This is a genomic window from Cellulosimicrobium sp. 72-3 (genome assembly GCF_013127315.1).
GTDB classification, from domain to species: domain Bacteria; phylum Actinomycetota; class Actinomycetes; order Actinomycetales; family Cellulomonadaceae; genus Cellulosimicrobium; species Cellulosimicrobium funkei.
The window spans coordinates 1,309,696-1,334,347 of record NZ_CP053419.1 but is presented as its reverse complement, the minus strand read 5'-3'; the positions used below and the strand labels follow the sequence as shown (position 1 = coordinate 1,334,347).

Annotated in this window: 19 protein-coding genes, 1 tRNA gene and 1 pseudogene; 5 read left to right on the top strand and 16 right to left on the bottom strand. The window is 75.7% G+C overall.

From position 1 onward, the window contains the following. Positions 1-11: 11 nt before the first annotated feature. Positions 12-1,142 carry a DUF2235 domain-containing protein gene (locus HKK73_RS05950; protein ID WP_163184545.1) on the bottom strand — a complete coding sequence of 377 codons (1,131 nt, stop codon included), beginning with the start codon at positions 1,140-1,142 and terminating at the stop codon, positions 12-14. A 193-nt stretch (positions 1,143-1,335) separates the two neighbouring features. Here HKK73_RS05950 and HKK73_RS05945 point away from each other — a divergent pair, with 193 nt between their 5' ends. Next, the gene (locus HKK73_RS05945) at positions 1,336-2,457 is read left to right on the top strand and encodes a M15 family metallopeptidase (protein WP_171467630.1); all 1,122 of its coding nucleotides are present in this window, start codon (positions 1,336-1,338) and stop codon (positions 2,455-2,457) included. Between the two features lie 48 nt (positions 2,458-2,505). Here HKK73_RS05945 and HKK73_RS05940 read toward each other — a convergent pair whose 3' ends face one another. The 3 genes from HKK73_RS05940 to HKK73_RS05930 form a co-directional block, all read right to left on the bottom strand. Continuing rightward, positions 2,506-2,787 carry an acylphosphatase gene (locus HKK73_RS05940; RefSeq protein WP_144680514.1) on the bottom strand — a complete coding sequence of 94 codons (282 nt, stop codon included), beginning with the start codon at positions 2,785-2,787 and terminating at the stop codon, positions 2,506-2,508. Continuing rightward, a complete protein-coding gene (locus HKK73_RS05935) occupies positions 2,784-3,260 on the bottom strand; it encodes a dsRBD fold-containing protein (protein ID WP_171467629.1) in 477 nt (158 codons plus the stop codon). The genes HKK73_RS05940 and HKK73_RS05935 overlap by 4 nt, the downstream gene beginning before the upstream one ends. A gap of 66 nt (positions 3,261-3,326) precedes the next feature. After that, entirely contained in the window at positions 3,327-5,330 is a 2,004-nt protein-coding gene (locus HKK73_RS05930) for a thioredoxin domain-containing protein (RefSeq protein ID WP_171467628.1), read from the bottom strand. Positions 5,331-5,425: 95 nt separating this feature from the next. Between HKK73_RS05930 and HKK73_RS05925 the strand changes: the two genes are divergently transcribed. Beyond that, complete coding sequence (locus HKK73_RS05925; protein ID WP_171467627.1) at positions 5,426-7,639, top strand: serine/threonine-protein kinase; 2,214 nt, start codon at positions 5,426-5,428, stop codon at positions 7,637-7,639. A 52-nt stretch (positions 7,640-7,691) separates the two neighbouring features. On the opposite strand, the gene HKK73_RS05920 is transcribed toward HKK73_RS05925, so the two are convergent. The 6 genes from HKK73_RS05920 to HKK73_RS05895 all read right to left on the bottom strand — a co-directional run bounded on the left by HKK73_RS05920 (position 7,692) and on the right by HKK73_RS05895 (position 14,875). Further along, positions 7,692-8,486 carry an amino acid ABC transporter ATP-binding protein gene (locus HKK73_RS05920; protein WP_171467626.1) on the bottom strand — a complete coding sequence of 265 codons (795 nt, stop codon included), beginning with the start codon at positions 8,484-8,486 and terminating at the stop codon, positions 7,692-7,694. Then, entirely contained in the window at positions 8,483-9,412 is a 930-nt protein-coding gene (locus HKK73_RS05915; RefSeq protein ID WP_085388326.1) for an amino acid ABC transporter permease, read from the bottom strand. Before HKK73_RS05915 ends, HKK73_RS05920 begins: the two co-directional genes overlap by 4 nt. A 7-nt stretch (positions 9,413-9,419) precedes the next feature. Beyond that, positions 9,420-10,295: an ABC transporter substrate-binding protein gene (locus tag HKK73_RS05910; RefSeq protein WP_171467625.1), complete on the bottom strand. Its 876-nt coding sequence runs from the start codon at positions 10,293-10,295 to the stop codon at positions 9,420-9,422. 199 nt (positions 10,296-10,494) lie between these two features. After that, positions 10,495-10,568, bottom strand: a tRNA-Met gene (locus tag HKK73_RS05905). A gap of 62 nt (positions 10,569-10,630) precedes the next feature. Continuing rightward, positions 10,631-11,683, bottom strand: coding sequence for an aldose 1-epimerase (locus HKK73_RS05900; protein ID WP_171467624.1), 1,053 nt, complete (start codon positions 11,681-11,683; stop codon positions 10,631-10,633). A 132-nt stretch (positions 11,684-11,815) separates the two neighbouring features. Continuing rightward, the gene (locus tag HKK73_RS05895) at positions 11,816-14,875 is read right to left on the bottom strand and encodes a UPF0182 family protein (RefSeq protein ID WP_034652842.1); all 3,060 of its coding nucleotides are present in this window, start codon (positions 14,873-14,875) and stop codon (positions 11,816-11,818) included. A gap of 162 nt (positions 14,876-15,037) precedes the next feature. On the opposite strand from HKK73_RS05895, the gene HKK73_RS05890 reads away from it, so the two are divergent. After that, entirely contained in the window at positions 15,038-15,667 is a 630-nt protein-coding gene (locus tag HKK73_RS05890; protein WP_253705810.1) for a PPA1309 family protein, read from the top strand. A 15-nt stretch (positions 15,668-15,682) separates the two neighbouring features. On the opposite strand, the gene HKK73_RS05885 is transcribed toward HKK73_RS05890, so the two are convergent. Further along, positions 15,683-16,792 carry a PDZ domain-containing protein gene (locus HKK73_RS05885; RefSeq protein ID WP_171467623.1) on the bottom strand — a complete coding sequence of 370 codons (1,110 nt, stop codon included), beginning with the start codon at positions 16,790-16,792 and terminating at the stop codon, positions 15,683-15,685. Between the two features lie 68 nt (positions 16,793-16,860). After that, positions 16,861-17,877, bottom strand: a complete 1,017-nt coding sequence (locus tag HKK73_RS05880; protein ID WP_171467622.1) for an NAD-dependent epimerase/dehydratase family protein — start codon at positions 17,875-17,877, stop codon at positions 16,861-16,863. A 165-nt stretch (positions 17,878-18,042) separates the two neighbouring features. On the opposite strand from HKK73_RS05880, the gene HKK73_RS05875 reads away from it, so the two are divergent. Next, positions 18,043-19,635 (top strand): zinc-dependent metalloprotease, encoded by a 1,593-nt coding sequence (locus HKK73_RS05875; protein ID WP_171467621.1) that lies wholly within the window; start codon positions 18,043-18,045, stop codon positions 19,633-19,635. A 10-nt stretch (positions 19,636-19,645) separates the two neighbouring features. On the opposite strand, the gene HKK73_RS05870 is transcribed toward HKK73_RS05875, so the two are convergent. After that, positions 19,646-20,245, bottom strand: coding sequence for a YgjP-like metallopeptidase domain-containing protein (locus HKK73_RS05870; protein WP_253705808.1), 600 nt, complete (start codon positions 20,243-20,245; stop codon positions 19,646-19,648). Between the two features lie 236 nt (positions 20,246-20,481). Here HKK73_RS05870 and HKK73_RS05865 point away from each other — a divergent pair, with 236 nt between their 5' ends. Continuing rightward, positions 20,482-21,582 carry a ThiF family adenylyltransferase gene (locus HKK73_RS05865; RefSeq protein WP_171467620.1) on the top strand — a complete coding sequence of 367 codons (1,101 nt, stop codon included), beginning with the start codon at positions 20,482-20,484 and terminating at the stop codon, positions 21,580-21,582. A 45-nt stretch (positions 21,583-21,627) separates the two neighbouring features. Here HKK73_RS05865 and HKK73_RS05860 read toward each other — a convergent pair. The 3 genes and pseudogenes from HKK73_RS05860 to HKK73_RS05850 form a co-directional block, all read right to left on the bottom strand. Then, a pseudogene (locus HKK73_RS05860) lies at positions 21,628-21,915 on the bottom strand (WhiB family transcriptional regulator); the annotation flags it as partial. 250 nt (positions 21,916-22,165) lie between these two features. Continuing rightward, entirely contained in the window at positions 22,166-22,321 is a 156-nt protein-coding gene (locus HKK73_RS05855) for a hypothetical protein (protein ID WP_157446666.1), read from the bottom strand. Positions 22,322-22,487: 166 nt separating this feature from the next. After that, positions 22,488-24,542 carry an ATP-dependent helicase gene (locus HKK73_RS05850; RefSeq protein WP_085388332.1) on the bottom strand — a complete coding sequence of 685 codons (2,055 nt, stop codon included), beginning with the start codon at positions 24,540-24,542 and terminating at the stop codon, positions 22,488-22,490. Between the last annotated feature and the right edge of the window lie 110 nt (positions 24,543-24,652).

The following is a 24,652-nucleotide window of genomic DNA, read 5'->3' as shown; positions in this document are numbered from 1 at the left end:
GGCACCCGTGGTCAGGCGAGGGCGAGCGGCCGGGTCTCCTGGGCCGCGCCCGGCACCGGCTCGACGAGGCGTGCGAGGTCCGGGCCCGCGCTGTCGCGCCACCAGGCAAGGTTCCGCGCGTGGCGCGCGTAGACCGACGCGGGGTCGGCGCTGAGCGTCACCGCCGTCTCGGCGAGGTAGACGGCGTCGACGGTCTCGGGCGGGGTGGGCACGCCCGCGAGGACGCGCAGCGCGCCGCGGAAGCGCGGGCGGTGGTGCAGGCGCTTGACGAGGTTGAGCGCGCCGAACAGCAGCCCGGGGCGGACGCGGCAGACGAGCTCGTCGTCCCGGTGGAGCTGCGCGCGCAGGCGCTCCTCGTCGACGACGAGACCGCGCCCGACGGCCTCGCCGAGCATCCACAGCAGCGCGGTGTCCGACAGGGCGCGTGCCCGTGCGCCGCCGCCGACGTCGCTGTGCCCGCCGGGGAACCAGACCTGCTTCACCCGGGGCGCCATGGCCACGGGCACGTCCCACAGGCACGGCTCGAAGGTGATGCGGCGGTCGTCGATGGCGAGCGCCTGGCGGGCGCACCGGACGTCGGTCGACAGGCGCAGGTCGTGGAACCGGCTCCGGCGGCGCGACAGGCCGGGCACGCCGAGCGCGCCGACCGTGTCGAACACCCCGAGGAACGCGACCGGCACGTGGTCGTGGCAGTACGCGGCGCGGAACGTGCGAGCACGCTCGGCGCGGCGGGCGGGGTCGCGGTCGCGGTAGACCTCCTCCGCCTCGCACAGGTGGTCGCGCGCGAGCGCGTCCTGGGTGAGCAGGCCGACGGTCGCGACCATGCCGACCACGCTGCGCGCGGTGTACGCCCCGCGGCTGAACCCGAAAACGTAGATCTCGTCGCCGGGCTCGTAGTTGAGCGCGAGGTGGCGGTACCCCGCGACGACGTTGCGCGTCAGGCCGTAGCCGAACGCCCCGCCGAGGAGCCGGTCGACGAGGTAGCCCTGCGCCCCGACGCCCTCGACGGAGAACACCATCTGCTGGACGCCGTCCGGTCCGATCCCGGTGCGGACGGAGCGCGCGATCTTCTCGATGTTCGACACGCTCGCGTTCACCGGCGAGTTCCACGTGCCGTCGCAGCACAGCACCAGCCGCTTCATGGTCCCTCCCCGATCCGCCCCCGGCGGCGCGTCGGGGACACCATCTGGGGAGGGTCGTCCCGCCCCGGCTGATGCACGACGGCGCCCGCCGACGCACGGACCGGTCGGGGTTCGTGAGCAAGCCGTGAGCGTGTCCGTGCGCACCCCCGGATCCGTCCGGGAGGGCCGCCGTCGTGCCGTAGGTTCTGGCGGTGTGACCGCCACGAGCACCGCCCCGCCCGCCGGCCCCGCGGACCACCCGCCGGGCGGCCGGGAGCGTCGGCACGCGCGCGAGCCGCGCCGGCACCGGGCCGCGTGGATCGCGGCCGTCGTGGCGCTCGTGCTCGTGCTGGGCGGGGGCGGCGGGGCGTTCGCCTGGTACCGGGACACCGAGTACGACGCGCTGGCCGACCGCGCCGCGACCGCCGAGGACCTGCTCGCGGCGTCGGACGGGAAGGTCGCGGACCCGGCGGTGCGGACCGCGCTGACGAGCGAGGTGGACGACGCCCGCGCCCTGCTCACGGCGCCGTTCCTCGACCGGATGACGACCGGGACCGAGGCGGCGGACCGTTCGCTCGTGTCGGCCTCGGACGCCGTGCACGCCTCGATGCTCGACCACGCGCGGAACGAGGTGACGACGGCGCGCGCGAGCCTCGCGACCGCCAGCGAGCTGGGCGAGAAGATCTACGCCGCGACGGAAGGGCTCGGCGCCGACGAGGCGGTCCGCGCCCGGCTGCGCGACGCGCTGGACACCGCGGCCGCGGCCGACGCCGCCGCCGACGCGGGGCTCGCGGGCGACGACCTCGTGACGCTCGAGCAGGCGGTGCTCGACCTGGGCGCGGGCCTCGGGGTCGTGAGCACGTCGACCGAGGAGACGTCGGTCGCGCAGGACGCCGTCTCGTGCCCGGCGCCGGACCAGGTGTGGGACCCCGACAGCGGCCGCGTGCCCGACTCCGCCCTCGCGCCGATCCCGTGGTCCCCCACCGACCGGGTGCGCGCCGACGTGCTGGACGGGCTCGTCGCCCTCGACGCCGCGTACGTCGAGCGGTTCGGCGTGCACCTGACGATCAACTCCTCCTACCGGACGTTCGAGGAGCAGCAGGGCCTGTACGACCCGTCGTCGCCCATCGCGGCGCCGCCCGGGTGCTCGAACCACGGGCTGGGGTTCGCCGTCGACCTGGGCGGCGGCGTCCAGGCGTTCGGCACCCCGCAGTACGAGTGGCTCAAGCAGCACGCCGAGACCTACGGCTGGACCCACCCCGACTTCGCCGAGCCCGACGGGCGCGTGCCCGAGCCCTGGCACTGGGAGTCCGTGCTGGCACGCGCGGACGGCTGAGCCCGCCGCCGGTCGCGCCGGGGACCCCGGGAGCGCCGGGGCGCGTCCTCAGGAGGCGTGCGCCCGCTCGACGTCGACGTGCGTGACGTCGCCCGGGGTCGGGCCGTCGCGCAGCCAGGCGACGAGGCGGTCGACGGCGTCCGGCGCCCCGGACGCGACGACCTCGACGGTGCCGTCGGGCCGGTTGGTCGCGGTGCCGTCGAGGCCGAGCGCGGCGAGCCGCTCGCGCGTCGCCCAGCGGAAGCCGACGCCCTGCACGCGCCCGTGCACGAGCGCCCGCACGGCGGCGTCCGCGGCACCGCGCGCCACGCCCTCGCCCGGCCGCGTCACTGGTGCACGTGCGCCGGGGCGCCCGTCGACGACGCGATGTCCGACTCGGCGTCGTCCAGCAGCCGGTCCGCGAGCCGGCGCAGCGCCCGCCCGACGGCGATCTCGTCGCCGATGAGCGGGACGTCGCGGTCGTGCGGGTCGCGCCGCGCCCGCCCGACGGTCCGCACGTGATCGGGCGTCTCCGCGACGAGGACCGCCTCCGCCGTCGTCCGGCCCTCCGACTCGACGACGCTCACCTGCACGCGCCACACCTTCGTGGTGTCCGTGCCGTCGCCCGTCTCCGCTCCCGGGACGTGCTCGACGTAGCTGTCCGACCCCGGGTAGACGAGCGTCCGCTCGCCCGTGTCCGTCCACTCGACGAGGTACGGCGGCGAGCCGTCCTCGTGCCGCAGCTCGACCACGACCCCGTCGCGCACCGCCCCGCCGACGACGCCCGAGGCGGTCACGATCCTGTCCCCGACCGATGCCCTCATGGCTCCTCCTCGTGCCGCACCGTCCTTCCATCATGCGACCGCCGGGAGTGCGCTGCACCCCCGGTCTCAGGGTGTCCGGGCGCCGAGCTGGTCCCGCAGCGCCGCGGGGTCGTGCACCGGGAGCCGGCACACGAAGTCCGTGCAGAGGTAGGCGCCCGGGCCGCGGTCGGCGAGCAGGGCGACGCCGTCGGCGGCAAGGGTCGCGGCGTCGTCGGGCGTCGCCGCGAGCAGCAGCGCGCCCGGGTGGTACCAGTCGCGCGCGGCGGCGAGGAACCCCTCGCGCCGGTCGGCGTCGGCGACGACCACGAGCTGGTGGGGCGGCTCCGCGAGCCCGACGGCGACGCGCAGCACCCCCGCCGCGCCCAGCGGGTGCTCGCTCGCAGCGGCGGCAGCGGCGGCGTGCGCGAGCGCCGCGTCCCGGTACTGCGGCTCGCCCGTCGCGAGGTGGGCGAGCAGCGCGGCCCGGGCGGCCGCCGTCGTGCCCGAGGGCACCGCGCCCTCCGAGGGGTCGGCCGCCGCCCCGGCCGCCAGCCCGAGGTCGGTGAGCACCGGGTCCGTGCCCTGCGGGGGCGTGAGGTCGCCGTCCGGGCCGACCGTCGCGTCGACGAGGCGCAGGCCCTCGCGCACGTACCGCGCCTCGCCGGTGAGGCCCCCGAGCACGAGGAGCGCCGTCGCGAGCGCGCCGTGGTCCTCCAGCGTCGCGACGGCGTCCGAGGCGACGCCGCCCTCCGACGCGCGCACGAGCGACCCGTCGGCCCGGACGTGGGTCGCGAGCAGCCGGTCGGCGGCCGCGCGCGCGGCGTCCGTGAGGTCGGGCAGGCCGAGGTGGTGCCCGGCGCGGGCGAGCGCCTCGATCGCGAGCCCGTTCCACCCTGTGAGCACCTTCGTGTCCAGCGGCGGCGGCTCGTGGTGCGCGCGCTCGCCCGGCGGGAGCAGGTAGTACCCGCCCTCGACCCGCTCGCCGTCCACGACGGACTCCGAGTCCTGCGCGCTCGCGAACGCGCCGTCGGCCAGACGCAGCACGCGCAGGAGGAAGCGCCCGACGTCGCCCGCCACCTCGGCGGTGTCCTCGCCCGGGTCGGGCGTGCCGGGCGCCTCGGCGGGCGTGCGCAGGGGTCCGTCCAGGGGCCCCGTCCGGCGCAGCACCGCGAGCGTCGTCGCGGCCGAGAGCAGCTGCGCGTTGTCGTAGAGCATCCGCTCGTAGTGCGGCTCCGTCCAGTCCGGCCGGGTCGCGTACCGGAAGAAGCCGCCGTCGACGTCGCGCAGCGGGCTCGCCGCCATCGCGTCGACCGTGCGTCCCGCCAGGACGAGCGCGCGCCGCGCGACCTCCGGGTCGACGACGGACGACGCCGCGACGTCGAGCAGGAGCTCGAGCGTCGGGGCGACGGGGAACTTGGGGGCGCCCCCGAAGCCGCCGTGCACGCGATCCTCCGCCGCCTCCAGCCGCTCGACGACCCGGCGGGCGTGCTCGGCCGGGTCGGCGACCGGCCCGGCGTCCGCGCCGCCCGACGCCCCCGAGCCGTCGACCGCCGTCGCCGCCGCGCGCGGCACGCCCGTCCGGCGGCCCGCCGCCGCGTCGCGCAGCGCCGCGCGGATCGCGTCCCCCGTCTCGACCGCCTGGTCGCGCCGCTGCTCCCAGGCCTGCGCGACGGCGTCGAGCACGTCCCGGAACGCGGGGCGTCCGGCCACGGGGACGGGCGGCCAGTACGTGCCCGCGTAGAACGGGGCGCCGTCGGGCGTCGTGAACACCGTGAGCGGCCACCCCAGGTCCGGGGTGAACGCGCTCGCCGCGGCGAGGAGGCTCGCGTCGACGTCGGGGTGCTCCTCGCGGTCGACCTTCACCGCGACGAACCCGCGCGCGAGGAGCGCGCCGATGTCCGGGTCCGAGAAGCTCTCGCGCGCCATGACGTGGCACCAGTGGCACGTGGCGTACCCGACCGAGATCATGACCGGCACGTCCCGGCGGCGCGCCTCCGCGAACGCCTCGGCGCCCCACGGGTACCAGTCGACCGGGTTGCCGGCGTGCTGGCGCAGGTACGGGCTCACGGCGGCGGCGAGGCGGTTGACCATGACGTCCAGCCTCCCAGGTCGACGCGCCGCTCGCGGCCCGGGCCGTCGGAGTTGTCTGCTCCGTCCCGGAGCGGCGCGCTTGTAACGTTGCGCCCATGCCCGGCCCCGAGCAGCCCGCCCTCGCGGTGGCGACCGACGTCTCCGTCCGACCTGCTGTCGCTCCGGACGCCTCCCCGGACGCCGGGCGGGGCCCCACGCCGCTGCCCCGCCGGCCCGTCCGCCAGGTGCCGGCGAGCGGTGACCGCAAGGGCCCGTTCACCCTCGGCGACGTGCTCGGGCACGGCGGGTTCGCGCACGTCTACCGCGCGACGGACGCGGACGGCGCGGAGGTCGCCGTGAAGGTGCTCACGGGTCTCCAGGAGGGTTCCCGCGAGCGCTTCGCGCAGGAGGCGAGGCTGCTGGAGGCCGTGGGCGGGCGCGGCTTCCCCGCGTTCGTGCGCTCGGGCCTGGACGACGACCAGCCGTGGTTCGCCATGGAGCTGGTCCCCGGCACCACGCTGCGCGAGCAGGTCCGCGCATCGGGCCCGCTGGACGGACGGCAGGCGCTGCGGCTGGCGTCGCACGTCGCGGAGGCCCTGCTCGTGCTGCAGGAGCAGCACTGCGTGCACCGCGACCTGAAGCCCGCCAACATCATGGTCGACGGCGACCGGGCGGTCCTCATCGACCTCGGCATCGCCAAGCTGTTCGACACGGCGACGTCCACCCAGCCCGTCGGGACGCTCGCGTACATGGCGCCGGAGCTGTTCGCCCGCCGCGTGCACCCCCGCTCGGACGTGTACGCGCTCGGCCTGCTCCTGATCTTCGCCACCACGGGGGTCGTGCCGGCGGACCTCAACTTCCTCGGCCGCGACCTCGAGGCCGACGACCTCGTGCGGGAGGTCCCGGACGACCTGGTCGGGGTGCCGGCCGGGACGGAGCCGGCCCCGTCCCCGGCCGAGCCGCCCGAGATCGACCCCCACCTGCAGGACCTCATCCTGTCGACGACCCGCTACCAGCCGAACCACCGGCCCGCGCTCGAGAGCGTCGTCGGGGTGCTGCGCGCCCGGCTCGCCGGGGAGGCCCCCGACGACACCCTGCTCCTCACGTCACGGATCGTGGCCGACGGCGCCACCGCGGCCGAGCGCGCGCTGGGTCCCGTCGCCGGGCTGGCCGCCGCCACCGGCGCACCCGTCCGGGCCGAACGGGCGGAGGAGGTCACGCCGGTCGGCAGGGCGGCCGACGCGGCCCGTGTCCGGGAGCCGTGGCACGCCCTGGTCTACGACGCGACGCTGATGAGCGTGCTGGCCGAGGTGCACGGCGACGGGTTCGACGGCGCGGCCGCCGAGGTCATCGCGGACCACGTCGCGAGCATCGGCGCGCACGTGGCCGACGGCCGGACCCCGGCGGAGCTCAAGGACTGGCTCTGGCAGGCGATGCGGTGGCAGGCCGCGGCACCGCCCGCCGGCCACCCCGACACCCTGCGCGGGTGGCGCGAGTATCGTCGCCCGACGCACCCGATGCTCCCCGTGCCGGGCTCCGGCGCCGAGCCCGTGGCCCGGGCCGCGCGGTCGCGGACGGCCGGCCCCGTCCCGGTGCCGGAGTCCGGCTCCCCGGACCCGCGTCCCTGGCCGGTGCCTGTGCAGCGGGTCTCCACGCTGGGTCGTGGTCCGTCGGGGCGGCCCCGGCCGGAGCCGGTCCCGCCTGCGGTCGGACGGACCCGCGTCATGGACTCCCCCGACCTCGTCGCCACGCAGGTCGGCCGGCCGGTCCCGCCGTCGGTCCCGCCGCGCCGGAGCCCCGTCCGGCACCTCGGCCCGACGCCGTCGTCGCCCGCCGTGCGTCCGGAGTCCGTCCGGCCGCGGATCACCGGTGCGGCGGTCGCGAGCGCCCCGGCCCCGCGCGCCGCCGGCACGTCCGCGGCCACGCCGGGGCCGCGCCAGGAGGCGGCCCCGGCGTCCGCCGCACGGTCCGCACGTCCCGTCCGACCCGCCGCGTCGTCGTCCTGGGACCGTTCTCGGGTCGGAGGCGCGCTCCTGCGCGCCCTGCCGCGCGTCCTCGCGGTCCTGGCGGTGCTGCGCACGCTGTGGCTCGTGCCCGACGGCGCGGCCCGCCAGAGCCAGCCGTTCGTCCCCCTGCCGCCACCGCTCCTGGAGACCCTGCGCGTCTCGGTCGACCTGGCCCCGCTCGTCGACGGTCCCGTGCTCGCCCTGGCCGCGCTCGCGGTGGCCGTGGTGCTGCGTGTCGCCGGGCAGCGCACGTGGACGTGGCCGTACGTCCTCGGCACCTGCGCGTCGGTCGCTGCGACGGTCGTGCTCGTGCTGCGAGGCTGATCGAGGTTCGGGCCGGGTCGGGCGGTGCTCGGCGCGGTCCCGAGGGGCGGGGTCAGGCGTGGAGGCGGCGGAGGAACGCGCGGGTCCGCTCGCGCTGCGGGTCACCGAGCACCTGCTCGGGAGCGCCGCGCTCGTGGACGCGGCCCTCGTGCAGGAAGCACACCTCGTCGGCGACGCGGCGCGCGAACCCCATCTCGTGCGTCGCGACGAGCATCGTGCGGCCCTCCGCGCGCAGCTCGGCGAGCAGGTCGAGCACCTCGCCCACGAGCTCGGGGTCGAGCGCGGACGTCACCTCGTCGAGCAGGAGCAGCTCGGGGCCGTTGACGAGGGCGCGCGCGATCGCCGCGCGCTGCTGCTCGCCGCCCGAGAGCTGGTCGGGATAGGACGTCACCTTGTGCCCGAGCCCGACGCGACCCAGCATCTCGACCGCCGCCGCCTCGGCCTCGTCGCGCGAGCGCCGGTGCACGAGCCGGGGTGCGAGGGTCACGTTGTCGAGCACCGTGAGGTGCGGGAAGAGGTTGTACGCCTGGAAGACCATGCCCATGCGCGCCCGCACGCGGTTCGCGTCGAGGCGCGGGTCGGCGACGTCCTCGCCGTCGAGCAGGATCTGGCCGTCGTCGACCTCGTCGAGCAGGTTGACGACGCGCAGCAGCGTCGACTTGCCCGATCCGGACGACCCGACGAGCACGACGCACCGGTGGGCGTCGACGTCGAGGTCGATGCCGTCGAGAACGACCCGTCGCCCGCCCGGGGCGCCCGCAGCCGGGTACGTCTTGCGCACGCCGCGCAGGGACAGCAGGTGACGCGCGTCCTGGGGGATCGCGCCGGACGTCGCAGACGCGCTCATCGGATGTCCCCCGCCCCGCTCACCGTCGCGAGCGACCGGCCCCAGCCGCGGCGCGCCTGGTACGCGTCGACCGCGCGCGTCAGCGGGAACGACACGAGGAAGAACAGGATCCCCGCGACGACGTAGGGCGTGAAGTTGTAGCTGCCCGTCGTCGCGATCTGCGCGGCACGGATCGCGTCGACGGCGCCGAGGACGGAGATGAGGCCCGAGTCCTTCTGCAGCGAGACGAGGTTGTTCGCGAGCGGCGCGGTGACGTTGCGCACCGCCTGCGGCAGCACGACGCGCCGCGTCGTCTGCGCGCGCGTGAGGCCGAGCGAGCGCGCCGCCGCGACCTGCGACGGGTGCACCGACTCGATGCCCGCGCGGAACACCTCCGCGAGGTACGCGGTGTACGTGAGGACGATCGCGAGCGCGCCGAGGAACGCGCCCGACGTCGGCAGCCACTCCAGCCGCAACGCCGGCAGCCCGAACCCGACGAGCAGCAGCACGAGCAGGAGCGGCACGCCGCGGAACAGGTCGACGTACACCGTCGCGAACGCGCGCAGCGGGAACAGCGCCGGGATACGGCTCGTGCGCGCGACCGCGAGGCCGAGCCCGAGCACCGTGCCGACGACGCCCGCGACGACCCACACGCGCAGGTTGAGCCACAGGCCCTCGAGGATCGCGGGCAGCGACTCCCACGCCATCGCCGGGTCGAAGAACGCGGTCCGCGCGCGCTCCCAGCCCGGTGCGTTCACGACGACGAGCACGACCGCCGCGACGACGAGCACCGTGCTCACGAGCGCGACCAGGAGCGAGCGCCGCCGCTGCGCACGCCGGAACGCAGCCCGGTCGAGCGCGAGCGGCGACGGCGACCACGCGGCGGCCGGAACGGCGTCGGGCGACCCGACGCCTCCGGGCGGGCGCGCGTCGTCGGGCACGGTCATGGCCGGGTCACTGGAGGACGGGGATGTCGTCCGACTTGAGCCACGTCGTGCGCAGCTCGGCGAGCGTGCCGTCCGCCTCCAGGTCGTCGACGGCCTGCGACACGCAGTCCGTGAGCTCCGAGCCGAGGTCCAGCACGAGGCCGTACTGCTCGACGACGCCCTCGTCCGGCAGGGTGCCGATGACGACGGAGTCCGGGAAGTACTCGGTCGAGGCGGCGACCCCCTGGTCGACGTCCATGACCATCGCGTCGATCGTTCCGGACTGCAGCGCCTGCATGCCGTCGCCCGCAGCGCTGTACGGCGAGATGTCGGCGTCCTCGCCCCACGCGGCCTCCGCGAGCGTGAGGCTGGTCTGGGCGGCGGTGACCCCGATGCGCGCGCCGTCGAGCTCGGCCAGCGTCGTCGCGCCCGCGTACGGGCCGTCCTCCATGACGATGACGCCCTGGCGCGTCGTGAGGTACGGGCTCGAGAAGTCGACGGCCTGCTTGCGCTCGTCCGTGATCGACGTCTGGTACGCCGCCACGTCGAACGGCTTCACGGCCGGGCTGATGATCTGCTCGAACGTCACCGTCTCCCACACCACGTCGTCGGCCGCGTAGCCCAGGCGGTCCGCGACGGCGTAGATCAGGGCCGACTCGAAGCCCTCGCCCGAGTCCTGCTCCCCCACGTACCACGGGGAGTACGGCTCGCCCGCACCGACGGTCAGCACGCCGTCGGTGAGCGTCGGGAGCGCACCGGGCTCGCACTGCGCGTCTCCCGACGCGCTCTCGCTCGGGCTCGCGGCGTCGCCGCCGTCGCCTCCCGACGAGCAGGCCGCCAGCGTGAGCGCGGCGACCGCCGTGACGGCGGTCAGGACGGCGGGACGGGGACGCAGACGGCGCATGGTGACCTTCCGGGTGTCGGGCGCCCGCGGGAGTGGTGGGCACCGGCCACTGACGATAACGCCGGGCCGTGGGCCGTGGCTTCCCCCGCCCGCGCCTCGGCCGGGTGGGGCGCGTCACAGCACGAGGACACCGCCCGCGCACGGGACAAAGCGAAAGGCCCTCGGTCAGCATTTCTGCTGACCGAGGGCCTCTCAGGAGTAGCGGGGGCAGGATTTGAACCTGCGACCTCTGGGTTATGAGCCCAGCGAGCTACCGAGCTGCTCCACCCCGCGTCGGTGATCACTACTCTACGTGAGGTTCCGGACCAGGCCAAATCGGGTGGACGAGACGTGGGTCACGCCAGGACCTCGACCCCGAAGCCGAACTCGCGGACAGCCCCCGGCTCGAGCCGCACGTCGGCGGCGCAGTCGGGACGGTTGAACGCGTCGGTCAGGGTCTCCACCGGCTCGACCGCGATGGCGGCGCGGCCCCGCCGCGCCAGACCGTCGCCCGTGTAGACGTGCACGAGGCCACGCTCCTGCCAGACGGCGAGCCCCTGCCCCGTGGCGGGGTCGCGCACGACCGTGCGCGCGCGGCCGTCGGCGTCGGCCCGGAGGTCGGCGAACGCGTGGTCGAGGCTCGTGCCCGCGAGCGGGAGCGGACCGACGCCGTCGATCGCCCCGAACGCGGCCTCCCCCGCGAGCGGGAGCATCCCGCCGTCGGTCACGACGGCGCGACGGGCCGGCACCGTGAGCTCCAACGCGTCGACCGTGCCGTGCCCGGGGACCCGGAGGTAGGGGTGCCAGCCGAGCGAGACGGGGGCCGCCGTCGTCCCGACGTTGCGGGCGCACAGCGTGACGTCGAGGGAGCCGGCGCCGAGGACGTACCGGACCTCCAGCACGAGCGCGAACGGGTAGCCCGCGTGCGCGTCGGCGTGGACGACCGTCCGGAGCGTCACGGACTCCCGCTCCGCCCCGTCGGCGGCCGCCGTGTCGCGCGCGGCGACCCCGCCCTCCCCCGCGTCCTCGACGACCGTCCAGTCGAGCGTGCGCGCGAACCCGTGCATGGTGAGCGGCTCCCAGGGGAGCACCGGGGGCACGTGGTGCCGGACGCCGTCGAACACGTACTCCCCGCCCGCGAGGCGGTTGACGAACGGCGCCATGAGCGCCGACCGCGCGGCGTCGTGCGCGGCGACCTCCGCCTCGTCGGCGTACCCGTCGACGAGGTCCTCGACGCGCTCGACGCCGTCGGCGCCGCGCCAGGGGGCGCGCCACGCGAGGACGGCGGCGCCACGCAGCGTGACCACGAGCTCGGCGCCGGAGGTGTGGTGCAGCCGCACCGCCGGCACGGTCGTGGTCTCGTCGCCCGCCGCGCTGAAAGCGTTGCTGCAAACCGTTGCAGAAGTCACGAGGAGCGATCCTCCCGCCCGGCGCGGGAAATGACAACTCCGTCCCGGTCGGCCGCAGACGACGGACGGGCGGGGACACTCGCTGGTGTCCCCGCCCGCCCGTGGCGCTGCGTCGCTCGCGCGACCGGTGAGTCAGCCCGCCGACGACTCGGTGTCGAGCGCCTGCTCGGCCGCGAGGGCCGACTCGAGCGCCTGCTGGAGGCGGTCCTGCGCCTCGCCGTAGGCCGCGAAGTCGCCCTCGGCGAGCGCCGCCTGGCCGTCCTCGATGGCCTGCTGCGCCTGGCGCAGCGCCTGGTCGAGCTCGGCGCGCGCGCCGCCGTCGACCGTGCCGCCGTCGGCCGGCGGGGCCGGCTCCTCGGTGGCCGGGGGCTCGGTGCCGGGGTCGGTCGTGTCCGGGTCGGTCGTGCCCGCGTCCGGCGACTCGCCGTCGGCCGGCTGGTCCGGGACCTCGGTCTCGACGCCGCCGTCCGCGTCGCCGGCGTTCGCGCCCGAGTCGCCGCCGAACACCTGGTCCAGCGCCTCGTCGAGCGTGTCGGCGAAGCCGATCTCGTCGCCGAAGGAGACGAGCACCTTGCGCAGCAGCGGGAACCGCGTGCCCTCGGTCGACTGGACGTACACCGGCTGGACGTAGAGCAGGCCGCCACCGACCGGCAGCGTCAGCAGGTTGCCGTTGATGACCGTCGAGTCACCGCGGCGCAGCGCCAGCAGGCCGTCGGCCGCCGTCGGGTCGGTGTTGAAGTTGTTCTGCACCTGACCCGGTCCGGGCACCGTCGCGTTGCGCGGCAGCTCGAGGAGCCGCAGCGTGCCGTAGTCCTCCGACCGCACGCCCGCCTCGCTGCCCGGTTCCGCGTCGACCGCGAGGAACCCGGTGAGGATGTTGCGGTCCGAGCCACCGCCCGGGATGTACGTCGACATGAGCGAGAAGGTCGGCGCCTCCTGGCTCGGCATCTGCAGCGTGAGGTAGTACGGCGGCTGGAGCGGCTTGACGTTCCCGCTCGCCGTCGGGTCCTCCGGGCTGCGCCAGAAGTCCTGGCCCGAGAAGAACTCGTTCGCGTCGTCCACGTGGTAGCTCGCGAGGAGCGTGCGCTGCACCTTGAACAGGTCCTCGGGGTAGCGCAGGTGGCTCATGAGGTCGCCCGAGATCTCGGACAGCGGCTGCACGGAGCTCGGGAAGACGTTCGACCACGCCTGGAGGACCGGGTCCTCCGTGTCCCACGCGTACAGGTCGACCGAGCCGTCGTACGCGTCGACGGTCGCCTTGACCGAGTTGCGGATGTAGTTCACCTGCTGCGGGGCGAGCGCCTCGACCGAGTTGGCCGCGACGAGCGAGTCGCGCGTCGAGTCCTCGAGCGACTCCGACGTGGAGTACGGGTAGGCGTTCGACGTGGTGTAGCCGTCCACGATCCACTTCACGCGGCCGTCGACGACCGCCGGGTACACGCGCCCGTCGAGCGTGAGGTACGGCGCGACCTTCGCGACGCGGTCGCGCGGGCTGCGGTCGTAGAGGATCTGCGACTCGTCCGTGACACGGTCGGAGAACAGGATCTGCTCGGACCCGAACTTCAGGGCGTAGAGCACCTTGTTGACGAACGACCCGACGCTCGGCCCGGCCTCGATCTCGTCCGTGGGGAACGTGTTGTTGACCTGGCCGCCCGCGTCGTCCACCGGGTAGTCGAGCTCCCAGGGCTCACGACCCTCGGGCGCGCCGACGATCGAGTACTCGGGCGCCTCGGGCGAGAAGTAGATGCGCGGCTCGTAGCCGCCCGCGTCCGTGAACGCGCCCGTCGACGGGATCGAGCCCTCGTAGAACGCGGGCCGGCCGTCGGGGCCGATCTGGTTGCCGTACGCCGCCACGACGCCGAAGCCGTGCGTGTAGACCGTGTGGTCGTTGACCCAGTTGCGCTGGTCGGCACCGAGGCCGTCCTGGTTGAGCTCGCGCACGGCGATGACGGTGTCGCGGCTCTCGTCGTCGATCGTGTAGCGGTCCACCGACAGCGAGCTCGAGAACTGGTAGTACTGCTTGTTCTGCTGGAGCTGGCTGAACGACGGGCTGACGATCTCCGGGTCCAGGAGGCGGATCGACGCCGTCGTGTCCGCGTCCTCGCGCAGCGCGCCGGCCTCGGCCTCGGTCTTGGCGTTGTACTGCTCGGTCTCGACATCGTCGATGCCGTAGGCGGCCTTCGTCGCGTCGATGTTGCGCTGGATGTACTCCTCCTCGAAGTCCTGCGCGTTCGGCGTGACCTGGAAGCGCTGGACGACGGCCGGGTAGATCCCGCCGATCGCGATGGCGGAGACCACCATGAGGCCCACGCCGATGGCGGGCAGGCGCCAGTTGCCGCGCACCGCGGTCACCACGAACAGGGCCGCGACGAAGAGCGCGACGACCGTGAGGATCGCCTTGGACGGGATCACCGCGTGCACGTCCGCGTACGACGCGCCGTCGAACTTCGCGCCGCCCGACGTGAGGATCGAGTACCGGTCGAGCCAGTAGTTCGCGCCGATGAGGACGAGCAGCAGCGCCGCGATCACCGAGAGCTGGACGCGCGCGGCGGTCGTCGTGCGCGGGCCCGCGTCGGAGCCGCCACCGATCCGCAGGCCGCCGTAGAGGTAGTGCGTCGCGACCGCGGCGATGCCCGCGATGATGACGACCGCCATGAGGAAGCTCACGACGAACCGGAGGGCGGGCAGCGTGAAGACGTAGAAGGACAGGTCGATGCCCCACTGCGGGTCCGTCGTGCCGAACGGGACCGAGTTCAGCGCGAGGAGGACCGTCTGCCACTGCGAGGACGCCGCCGCGCCGGCGAAGAAGCCGACGAGCGCCGGGGCCACGATCATGACGACCTTGCGCAGCGGCTCGATCGCCTCGCGGTACTGGTCGAGGGTCGCCTGCTCCGGGGTGGACGGCGCGTAGATGGGCCGCGACCGGTACGCGAGCGAGAACGACAGGAAGACGAGCCCGCCCATGACGAGGAAGCCCGCGACGAACAGGGCGATGCGCGTGCCCCACTGGGTCCACAGGACGTTCGCGAAGTCGAGCTGCTGGAACCACAGCACCTCGGTCCAGAACTGGGCGAGCAGGAGCAGGAGGACGACGAGGGCGCCGACGACGGCGATCGCGATCCCGATCGGGCTCCGGCGCCGGGCGGGCCGCCCCCCGGAGGACGGCCGGCGGGGCGCTGCGGCGAATGACACGGTGGGTATACCTCTTCGGTCGTGGCTCGGGCGTGCACCGGGGTCAACGCCCGGTCCTCCCCCAAGGTTCCCACGGTCCGGCGCCTCGTGGGGGACGGCCGGCACCCGGCCCACGGCGGTGCCGGGCGGCGCGGGGCGGCGCCGATGAGGGACGATGGGGTCATGCCCCAGCCTGACGACGCCGCCCCCGGTCCCGACGCCACCACCCCCGTGCCCGGACCCGACGCCGGTCCCGACCCGGTCGCGCCCGGCGGCCCCACCCCGCAGCACGCGCTCGCGCTCGCGGTGCACGAGATCGAGTCGCACGCGGCCGACGCGGGCTGGGACGTCCCTCCCCGGCTCTTCGCGCTCGTCGGGACGGCGGGCGCCCTCGGCGCCGACCCGACGCTCGCCGACCGGCTCCCGCCCGACGTCGTGGCCGCGGCCGAGGCGGACCCGCACCACCTGCTGTCGATCGAGCAGGAGGGCTTCGCCGTGGACGGCGACCTCGAGGACGGGCTCGCCCGCGTCGCGTGGCCGGCGACGGTCGACGGCGCCGCGCTCGTCGTCGAGCGGATCGTGCTGCCGCCGGCCGCCGAGGAGGGCGTCCCCGACGACCCGGACGCCGCGCTCGACTACCTCACGAACCACCCGGACCGGCAGGACGTGCGCCTCGCCGTCGGCGTGCTGCGCGACGGCACCACGTGGTGCGCCGTCCGGTCGCGCGCCCACGACTCGGCGACGGACGTCGCGGGCGGACCGGACCTCGTGCCGGGGCTGGTCGAGGCGCTGCGCGCGACGCTCGAGGACTGACGGCCCGCGGCGTCGTCAGCCGCGCGCCTCGCACGTGGGCAGCGAGTCGCCCTCGCCGGCGCCGATCGCCTCCATCGCCGCGCGCGCGTCGGCGAGCGTGGAGACCGCCGCCACGTGCAGGCCGTCGGGCACGTTCCCCACGACCTCGGGGCAGTTGGCCTGCGGGGCGAGGAACCACGTCGCGCCGTCGCGCAGCGCGCCGTAGAGCTTCTGCTGGATGCCGCCGATCGGTCCCACGTCGCCCTCGACGCTCATGGTGCCCGTGCCCGCGATGACGACGCCGTTCGCCTCGTCCTCGGGCGTGAGCTGGTCGACGATCCCGAGCGCGAACATGGTGCCCGCGCTCGGGCCGCCGATGTCCTCGATCTGGATCTCGACGTCGACCGGGAAGTCGAACGCGGGGTCGATGAACACGCCGAGCAGCGCGGTGTCGCCGCCGTCGGTCGTCGCGACCGTGAGGTCCGTCTCCGCGCCGTCGCGCTGCACGCGCAGCGTCACGTCGTCGCCCGGGTCGACCGCCGCCAGACTGTCGATGAGGTCCTGGTACGTCCGCACGGGCGTGCCGTCGAGCGCGACGATGACGTCGCCCGGCTCGACGACGCCGTCGGACCCGCTGTCCGGCACCGTCCCCTCGACCGTGAGCGCCGCAGGCACGTCGTACCCCAGCTCGGTGAGCGCGGCGACCGTCGCGTTCTCCTGCGAGCTGATCATCTCGGCCTGCCCCTGCTGCTCGGTCTCCTCCTTGGTGCGGCCCGTCGGGAAGACCTCCTCGACCGGGCGCACGCTGCGCGAGCGGTCGAACCAGCCCTGCACCACCTGGCCGAGGTTCACCGGGTAGCCCGGGCCGCCGGCGACGGACACGGTCGTCAGGAGCAGCTCGCCCGTCGAGTCGTACGTCTCGGCGCCCGTGATCGAGATGAGGGGCGTGCCGTCCTGCTGGCCGAGCGTGTCCTCCGTCGGGCCCGGCGACCGCACCGCGTAGGGCGCGGGCAGGATCGCGAGGCCCGCGACGAGCAGCGTCGTCGCGAGCAGGGAGATGCCGAACGTCAGCGACCGCCGGGTCACGGGCGGCGGGTCGTGCTCGTCCTCGGTGAGGAGGGCGTCGAAGGAGGGGGCGTCGCTCACCGGGACATCATCCCCGAGGTTGCTGGGATCTCCCTGCCGACGGCGTGGACGCCGCCCGGGAGCCGCCCCTACGGACGGCGCGAGCGGGCTTGCCGCCAGACGGCGGCCGTGCCCAGGACCGCGACGGCCGCCCCGGCCGCGCCGAGCGCCGCGGCGTCCCGGCCGCCGAACCGGCGACCCCCGACGCCCGTGCGGCCGCGCACCTCGGCCAGGAGCACCTCGAGCGCCGCGGCGCCCGACCACTCCGGGCGCCACCCGGCGTCGTGCAGGCGCCGCGCCGAGACCGACCACGGGTGCACGACGAACGCGAGGTCGTTCGCCGGGGACGGGAGCGCGCCGACCCGGTGCAGCCGCTCGGCGGTGCCGAACGCCGTCGCGGGCGGGAGCTGCACCGTGCGCATCCCGGCCGCCGCGGCCACCGTCTCCGAGTCGAGCGCGTCGGGCTCGCCGTCGCGCACCGGCCCGGCCGTCAGACCGCCGACGAGACCCTGGTCCAATGCGACGCGCACCGCGCCCACCACGTCGTCGACGTGCACGAGCTGCCACGTGCGGCCGCCGCCGCGCACCGTGAGCAGGCGCGGGGCCTCGAAGTGCCGCGTGAGCACGGTGTCCACGCCCGGCCCGACGACGACCGCCGGCCGCACGAGCGCGAGCGGCACCCCGTCGAGCGCGTCACGCAGCGCGTCCTCGAACGCGACGAGGTCGCCCGCGAAGCCGGGCCCGTCGTCGGCGGCCACGGGGTCGTCGTCGTCGATGACGCCCCGCTCGGGCGACGCGCCGTGCACCGCGGCCGACGACACGGCGACGACGTGCTCGATCCCCGCCGCGACCGCCGCCTCCCCCGCACGCCGGCCCAGGAGCGCGAGGCGCGCGCGCTGCTCCGCGTCCGTCCGGGCGCGCGGCGTCCCGAACTCCCCCGCGGGAGCGACCACGACGAGCCGTCGCGCACCGGCGGGCCAGACGAGCGCGTCCACGGGCGACGCCTCGGCGGCGCCCAGGCCCGCGCGCACCGCGTCCGCGACCTGCCCGACGCCGACGACCACCACCGGGTCGGGGTCGGCGACCTCGTCCGCCGGGGCGGTCACCGTGCTCGCCGTGGGGTCCTCCCCCGGACCGGCCGGGGGCTCGCCCGCCGCGGGGAGCGCCTCGCTGCGCCGTGAGCGAACCCGGCCCTCGGACATGGCCCAGCCCCCGTTCTCGGCGCTCGATCGTGGTTACGGTGATCACCGACGCTACCGTGAGGAGTCGCCATGAGCAGCCTTCCCCCCGACCGCACGCCCGGACCGGACGACGACACGCCCTTCGACCCGCGGTTCGAGGAGCTGCTCCGCTCGATGCTCGGGCCCGACGCCGACGAGGCGCTGCGCGAGCTGCGCGCCCGCGGGCTCGACCCGCAGGCGCTCGCCGCGGGCGGCGCGGCCGACCCGCAGCTCTTCCAGCACGTCCTCGCGCAGGTGCAGCGCATGCTCTCGACGCCGAGCGACGGCCCGGTCAACACCGACGTCTCGCACGACGTCGCGCGCCAGGTCGCCGTCGCCGAGGGCGACCCGTCGATCTCGCCGGCGCAGCAGCGCGCGGTCACCGAGGCGCTGTCCGTCGCCGAGCTCTGGCTCGACGCCGTCACCGACCTGCCGCCGTCGGGCGGGAAGAGCCAGGCGTGGAGCCGGTCCGAGTGGGTCGAGCACACGCTCCCCGCGTGGAACGAGCTCGTCGCCCCGGTCGCCGCGTCCGTCGCGGACGCGCTCGCCACGGTCCTGCGCGACCAGCTCCCCGAGGGCATGGGGGACGACACCTCCGCCCTGCCGGGCGTCGGGTTCACGCTGCCCGGTCTGCCGGCCGGTGCGCTCGGGCTGCCCGCGGGCGACCCGGCCGCGCTCATGCGGCGCCTCGGCTCCGCGGTGTTCGGCATGCAGGTGGGTCAAGCCGCCGGGACGCTCTCGCGCGAGGTCTTCGGCGCGACCGACGTCGGGCTGCCGCTGCTCGACCGCCCCGCGACGGTCCTCCTGCCCACGAACGTCGCGGCGTTCGCCGAGGGCCTGGACGCCCCCGCCGAGGAGGTCCGCCTCTTCCTCGCCCTGCGCGAGGCCGCCCACGCGCGCTTGTTCACGCACGTGTCGTGGCTGCGCGGGCACCTGCGCGGGCTCGTCGACGCCTACGCGCGCGGCATCACCATCGACCTCTCCGCGCTCGAGTCGCAGCTCGCCGACGTCGACCTCGCGGACACCGACGCGCTCCAGCGCGCGCTGTCGGGCGGCGTCTTCGGCCCGCAGAACACGCCCGAGCAGCAGGCGACCCTGCTGCGCCTCGAGACGACGCTCGCGCTCGTCGAGGGCTGGGTGGACGAGGTGACCGCCGTCGCCGCGCTCCCCCACCTGCCCCACGCGGTCCCGCTGCGGGAGATGCTGCGCCGTCGTCGGGCGGCGGGCGGGCCCGCGGAGCACACGTTCGCGACGCTCGTCGGCCTCGAGCTGCGCCCGCGCCGCTCGCGCGACGCGGCCGCCCTGTGGGCGCTCATCGCGGCGCAGTCCGGCGCCGGTGCGCGCGACGCCGTGTGGGACCACCCCGACCTGCTGCCCGACGGGACCGACCTCGACGACCCGTCCGGCTACGAGGGCCGGCGCGCCGCGACCCGCGCCGAGGAGGCCGACGTCGACCGCGCGCTCGAGGAGATCTTCCGCGCCGCGGAGGGTTCACCCACCACCGAGTCGGGGCCGGCGACGGCCGACGGCTCGGACGACGACGCCCCGGCGGACGACGCGCCCGCGGACGACCCGGACGCGGCAGGACCGACGGACGACGGCGGGACGGGCGAGGCGACCGGCCCGGGCGGCGCGCCGCGCTGACCTGACCGGGTCAGTCCTCGGCGCCCGCGGGCGGTGCCGCGGTTCCCGCGGCGCCGTCCCCCGGCTCGACGTCGTCCGGCTCGACGTCCGCGTCGTCCGGCTCGAGGTCCGCGTCGCGCGAGAACGACACGCCCTCCAGGAACCCCCGCGCCCGCTCCGTGCGCGGGTAGGCGTCGAGCAGCTTCCAGAACCCCGGGCCGTGGCCGGCGTGGAGCAGGTGCGCGAGCTCGTGCAGGAGCACGTAGTCGAGCACCCAGGACGGCATCCCCCGGACGCGCGTCGAGATGCGGATCGTGCCGTCGATGAGCGTGCACGAGCCCCACCGGCGGTCCTGGTTCCCCGCCCACCGCACGCTCGTGGGCCGCGCGCGGCCGTCCAGGTACTTGTCGGACAGCTCGAGGGCGCGGCGCTCCAGCTCCGAGTCCGACGGCCGCCGCCGCCGCTCGGAGTCGGCGAGGCGGTCGAGCATGCGCTGGACCCACTCGCGCTCCTGCGCGCGCGTGAACCGCGCCGGGATCGCGACGATCGTGCGCTCGCCGTCGCGGTAGGCGCTCACCGTGCTCTTGCGTCGGCGGCTGCGCCGAACCTCCACGATCGTCTCCCGGACCACGCCTCAGACCGTAGTGGTTCTCGCCACGAAATGGCAGGGGCGCGCGCGGAGTGGCGCGCTCTCCCGCGGAGTTCGGTCGAGCGGACGACGTGGAGACCTGTGGCGACGGCAAAGAGATCCTCCCCGCCCGACCATCGGCACGGAGCCTGTGGACAACCGTCGGCGCGCCTCGGGGCCGTGCCAGGCTGACGGCGGGCGGCCGGCCGGGCGCCCGGACGACGACGGACGGAGGAGCCGTGCAGCGACGACGCGTGCTGCGACCGGAGGCGCCGCTCCTGCGGCGGGGACCCGGCGAGGTGCAGGTCGGCTCCGACCCCCGGTGGTCGGTGCGGCTCACCGGGCTCGACGCCGACGAGGAGCGCTGGCTGCGGGCGCTCGCCGGGCCCGCGCGGCGCGGCGACACGCCCGACGTCCCGGGCTCCCCCGCGCAGCGCACGCGCCGCGCCGCGCTCGTCCGCCTGCTCGACGAGGCGCACCTCCTCGTGGCGGCGCGCCGGCGCCGGCCGGCGTCGCCCGCCCCGGGCCACGGCGCGGCGGACCTCGCGGTGCTGTCGGCCCTGCTGCCCGACGGCGCGGGGCACCGCGTCCTCGCGGCGCGCGCCCGGGCGACGGTCGGGGTCGTCGGGCTCGGCCGGGTGGGTGCCGCGCTCGCCGTCCATCTCGCGACGGCGGGGGTGGGCGCGCTCGTGCTCGACGACCCGGGCACGGTGCTCACCACGGACGTCGGGGGCGGGGCCTACCGGCTGCGGGACGTCGGGTCGCCGCGCGAGGGCGCGGTGCGGCGCATCGTCGAGGAGGTCGCTCCGGGCGTCGTGACGACCTCGACCCCGGTCACGCCGGAGGAGGCGCGGGCCCCCGCGCCCGACGTCGTCGTCGTGGTCGAGCACGGAGCCGCGGACCCGGTCCGGGTCCGGAGGTTGGTGGGTGCGGGGGTCGCGCACCTGTCAGTCGTGGTGCGCGAGGCCGACGTCGTGGTCGGGCCGTTCGTCCGGCCGGGGCTCGACCCGTGCCTGACGTGCGCGGACCTGCACCGCGCGGACGTGGACCCCTGCTGGCCGCAGGTCGCTCGACAGCTGCGCGAGGCGTCCGCGCACCGGAGCGAGGAGACGCTGCTCGCGGCGTCGGCCGCGGCCGTCGCGCTCGGTCAGGTCCTGGCAGCCCTGGACGGGCTGGTGCCCCGCGCAGCCACGGCCTGCATCGAGATTCCTGCTCCCGATGCCGTGCCGCGGCTGCGCGGGTCGAGCCGCCACCCGCGCTGCGGGTGCGGCGAGCTGGCGCGCACGCCCCCGGACGGGGCGCCGCTGCCCATGTCAGGCCGCCGTCGAGGCGCCGACTGACGCCTCGGTCCGTGCGGCCTCCTGGGCCTGGCGCTCGGCCTCGCGGGCGAGCACCTCGGCCTTGCTCGGACGGCCGCGGCCGCGCTTGCGCGCGACCACGACGCCGTCCACGAAGACCTCGCCGCCCCAGACGCCCCAGGGCTCGCGACGCTCGACCGCACCGGCGAGGCAGCCCTCGACGAGCGGGCAGGTGCGGCACAGGGCCTTGGCCTCCTCGACCTCGGCGGTGCGCTCGGCGAACCAGAGCTCCGGGTCGTTGGTGCGGCAGGGCAGCAGGCCCGCGAGAAGGCGGTCGAACTCCGCGGAGTCGTTCTCGCCGAGCGGCGTGGCCAGCGGTTGGTGAGGGACCCAGGGGCCGGATCCCCCCTGAGCGGTGATGTTGTCGAGCAGCGCGGTGAGCCGCACGATGTCCTCCAGTGATGTCCTGTCGTGGGTGTGAACGTCGTCGTCACAGGACCCTGAGGACAGCGGCCCCGTCTCGTGGAGACGGGTGGGGCCGGTGATCCTCATCGGCGGACGTGCTCGGAGAACACGAAGGCCGCGGGTCCTAGAGGGACTCCGCGGCCTGGAAGGTTCCGGTCGGTCAGACCGGGTTCGTCCTGGGGGCGGAGTCGGGAGCGGGGCGGGCGATGAAGGTGCCGCCGCGGTGCGCGATGGCACGCGGACGGAGCTCTCCTGGCGTGCCCGTGTACGCGGACGCGTGATCCAGCAGGTTCGCCATGGCGATCTGGTTGTTCATCAGCTCTCCCACCCCCTCTCTCCATCAGGCGCCCGCCTCTCGGCGCGCCCCTTCCCAACAGGACTCGTCGACCATATGCCGCCCCTCACAGGAGGCACAACTTATTTACGAGAAATTCTTCGACGAGTTCACCCGGCCCTCGTCGAGAGGCACGGACGGGGGCTCGTCAGCCCTCCGCGCGGCGCACGATCTCGAGGATCGTGGCCCCGTACCGCTCGATCTTCGCGGGCCCCAGACCGTTGATGCGTGCGAGGTCGGCCTGGCTCGTCGGCCGCGTCTCGGCGACGGCCGCGAGCGCCGAGTCCACGAGCACGGTGAACGCCGGCTTGTCCGTCTCCTGCGCGACCTGGCGACGCCACTCGCGCAGTTCCTCGAACAGCGCCTGGTCGTACTCCCCCGTGAGCCGGACCTTGGACTGCCCCGCGCGCGCACGTCGCGTCCCGCGCACGCCCGGCTCGTCGGGCCAGAGCCCGTCGAGGAACCGCGTGCGCCGGCGCGTCGCCCGGCCGCCGGGGTTGCGCGAGCGCGCGAACGAGAGCTCGAGGTGCTCGCGTGCCCGCGTGATGCCGACGTAGAGCAGCCGGCGCTCCTCCGCGACCGCCTCGTCTGTCTCCGCGAGGGAGATCGGCATGAGCCCCTCGCTCATCCCGGCGAGGAAGACGGCGTCCCACTCCAGGCCCTTCGCCGCGTGCAGCGACGCCAGGGTCACTCCCTCGACCGTCGGGGCGTGCTGGGCCGCGGCGCGCTCGTCGAGCTCGGCGACGAAGGTCGCGACGGTCGGGGCCGGGGCGTCGGACGCGGCGGCGAGCCCCGCCACGTCGTCGGCGAGCGCGACGAGCGCCTGCGTGGACTCCCAGCGCTCGCGCGCCGCGCCGCGCGCCGCCGGCGGCGCCGGGGCCCAGCCCGCGGCGGCCAGGACGTCGCGCACCGTCTCGGGCATGGGGACGTCCGGGTCGGCGGAGCGCGCCGCGCCGCGCAGGAGGACGATCGCGTCGCGCACCTCCTTGCGCTGGAAGAAGCGCTCCCCGCCCCGCACGAGGTAGCCGATGCCCGCGTCGGCGAGCGCCGACTCGAAGGCCTCGGACTGCGCGTTGGTCCGGTAGAGCACCGCGATCTCGCTCGCGCGCGTGCCCGCGGCGAGGAGCCGCCCGATCCGCTGCGCGATCCCGCTCGCCTCGGCCTCGTCGTCGTCGTACGCGGTGAAGGCGACGGGCGGCCCGGCCGGCCGCTGGGCGACGAGCTCGAGCGCCTGGTGGGCGCCGCCCGCGCGGCCCGCGCGCGCGAGGAGCTGGTTCGCGAGGTTCACCACCTGCGGCGTCGAGCGGTAGTCGCGCACCAGGCGGATCACCTGGGCCTTGGGGTGCGTGCGCGAGAACGTGAGGAGGTGGTGCGGCGTCGCGCCGGTGAACGAGTAGATCGTCTGCGACGGGTCGCCGACGACGCACAGCTCGTCGCGCCCCCCGAGCCACTGGTCGAGCACGAACTGCTGCAGGGGCGAGACGTCCTGGTACTCGTCGACGACGAAGTGGCGGTACTGGCGCCGCACCTCGTCGGCCACCGTGCCCTGCGTCGCGAGCATGTCGCCGAGCATGAGGAGCACGTCCTCGAAGTCGATGACCGACCGCTCGGTCTTCACGTCCTCGTAGGCCGTGAGGAGGCGCGCGACGGTCTGGTGGTCGTAGCCGGCCGGGGGCTCGCGGTCGATCGCCTCGCACGCCCGGACGTAGTCGTCGGCGGTGACGAGCGAGACCTTGGCCCACTCGATCTCGGACGACAGGTCCCGCACCGCGACGCGGTCCACCCCGACGCCGAGCCGCCGCGCCGACTCCGCGACGACGGGCGCCTTGTGCTCGAGGATGCGCGGCGGCGCCCCGCCGACGACCTTGGGCCAGAAGTAGCCGAGCTGGCGCAGCGCGGCCGCGTGGAACGTGCGCGCCTGGACGCCCGTCGCGCCGAGCTCGCGCAGCCGCGTGCGCATCTCGCCCGCCGCGCGAGCCGTGAACGTCACGGCGAGCACGCTCGTCGGCACGTACACGCCCGTGCGGACCCCGTACGCGATGCGGTGCGTGATCGCGCGCGTCTTGCCCGTCCCCGCGCCGGCGAGCACGCACACGGGTCCGCGCAGCGCGACCGCGACGTCGCGCTGGTCGGGGTCGAGCGCGTCGAGGATCTCGTCGGCGGAGCGGTGGGCGAGCGGGCGTGAGACCGGTGGCGTGGACATCACCCGCGATTCTCGCAGCCCCCGGTGACACGCGGGCGGGGAACAGCCCGCGCTCCCTCGGTGTTACCGTCGCGACCCGACCGCCCGCGGCACGCGCCGCCCGGAACCGC

What these genes read in the sequence shown, in the direction of transcription:
- HKK73_RS05950 (WP_163184545.1), bottom strand. Translation starts at nt 1,142, where the DNA reads ATGAAGCGGCTGGTGCTGTGCTGCGACGGCACGTGGAACTCGCCGGTG.
- HKK73_RS05935 (WP_171467629.1), bottom strand. Translation starts at nt 3,260, where the DNA reads ATGAGGGCATCGGTCGGGGACAGGATCGTGACCGCCTCGGGCGTCGTC.
- HKK73_RS05930 (WP_171467628.1), bottom strand. Translation starts at nt 5,330, where the DNA reads ATGGTCAACCGCCTCGCCGCCGCCGTGAGCCCGTACCTGCGCCAGCAC.
- HKK73_RS05925 (WP_171467627.1), top strand. Translation starts at nt 5,426, where the DNA reads ATGCCCGGCCCCGAGCAGCCCGCCCTCGCGGTGGCGACCGACGTCTCC.
- HKK73_RS05920 (WP_171467626.1), bottom strand. Translation starts at nt 8,486, where the DNA reads ATGAGCGCGTCTGCGACGTCCGGCGCGATCCCCCAGGACGCGCGTCAC.
- HKK73_RS05915 (WP_085388326.1), bottom strand. Translation starts at nt 9,412, where the DNA reads ATGACCGTGCCCGACGACGCGCGCCCGCCCGGAGGCGTCGGGTCGCCC.
- HKK73_RS05910 (WP_171467625.1), bottom strand. Translation starts at nt 10,295, where the DNA reads ATGCGCCGTCTGCGTCCCCGTCCCGCCGTCCTGACCGCCGTCACGGCG.
- HKK73_RS05890 (WP_253705810.1), top strand. Translation starts at nt 15,038, where the DNA reads ATGCCCCAGCCTGACGACGCCGCCCCCGGTCCCGACGCCACCACCCCC.
- HKK73_RS05875 (WP_171467621.1), top strand. Translation starts at nt 18,043, where the DNA reads ATGAGCAGCCTTCCCCCCGACCGCACGCCCGGACCGGACGACGACACG.
- HKK73_RS05855 (WP_157446666.1), bottom strand. Translation starts at nt 22,321, where the DNA reads ATGAACAACCAGATCGCCATGGCGAACCTGCTGGATCACGCGTCCGCG.
- HKK73_RS05850 (WP_085388332.1), bottom strand. Translation starts at nt 24,542, where the DNA reads ATGTCCACGCCACCGGTCTCACGCCCGCTCGCCCACCGCTCCGCCGAC.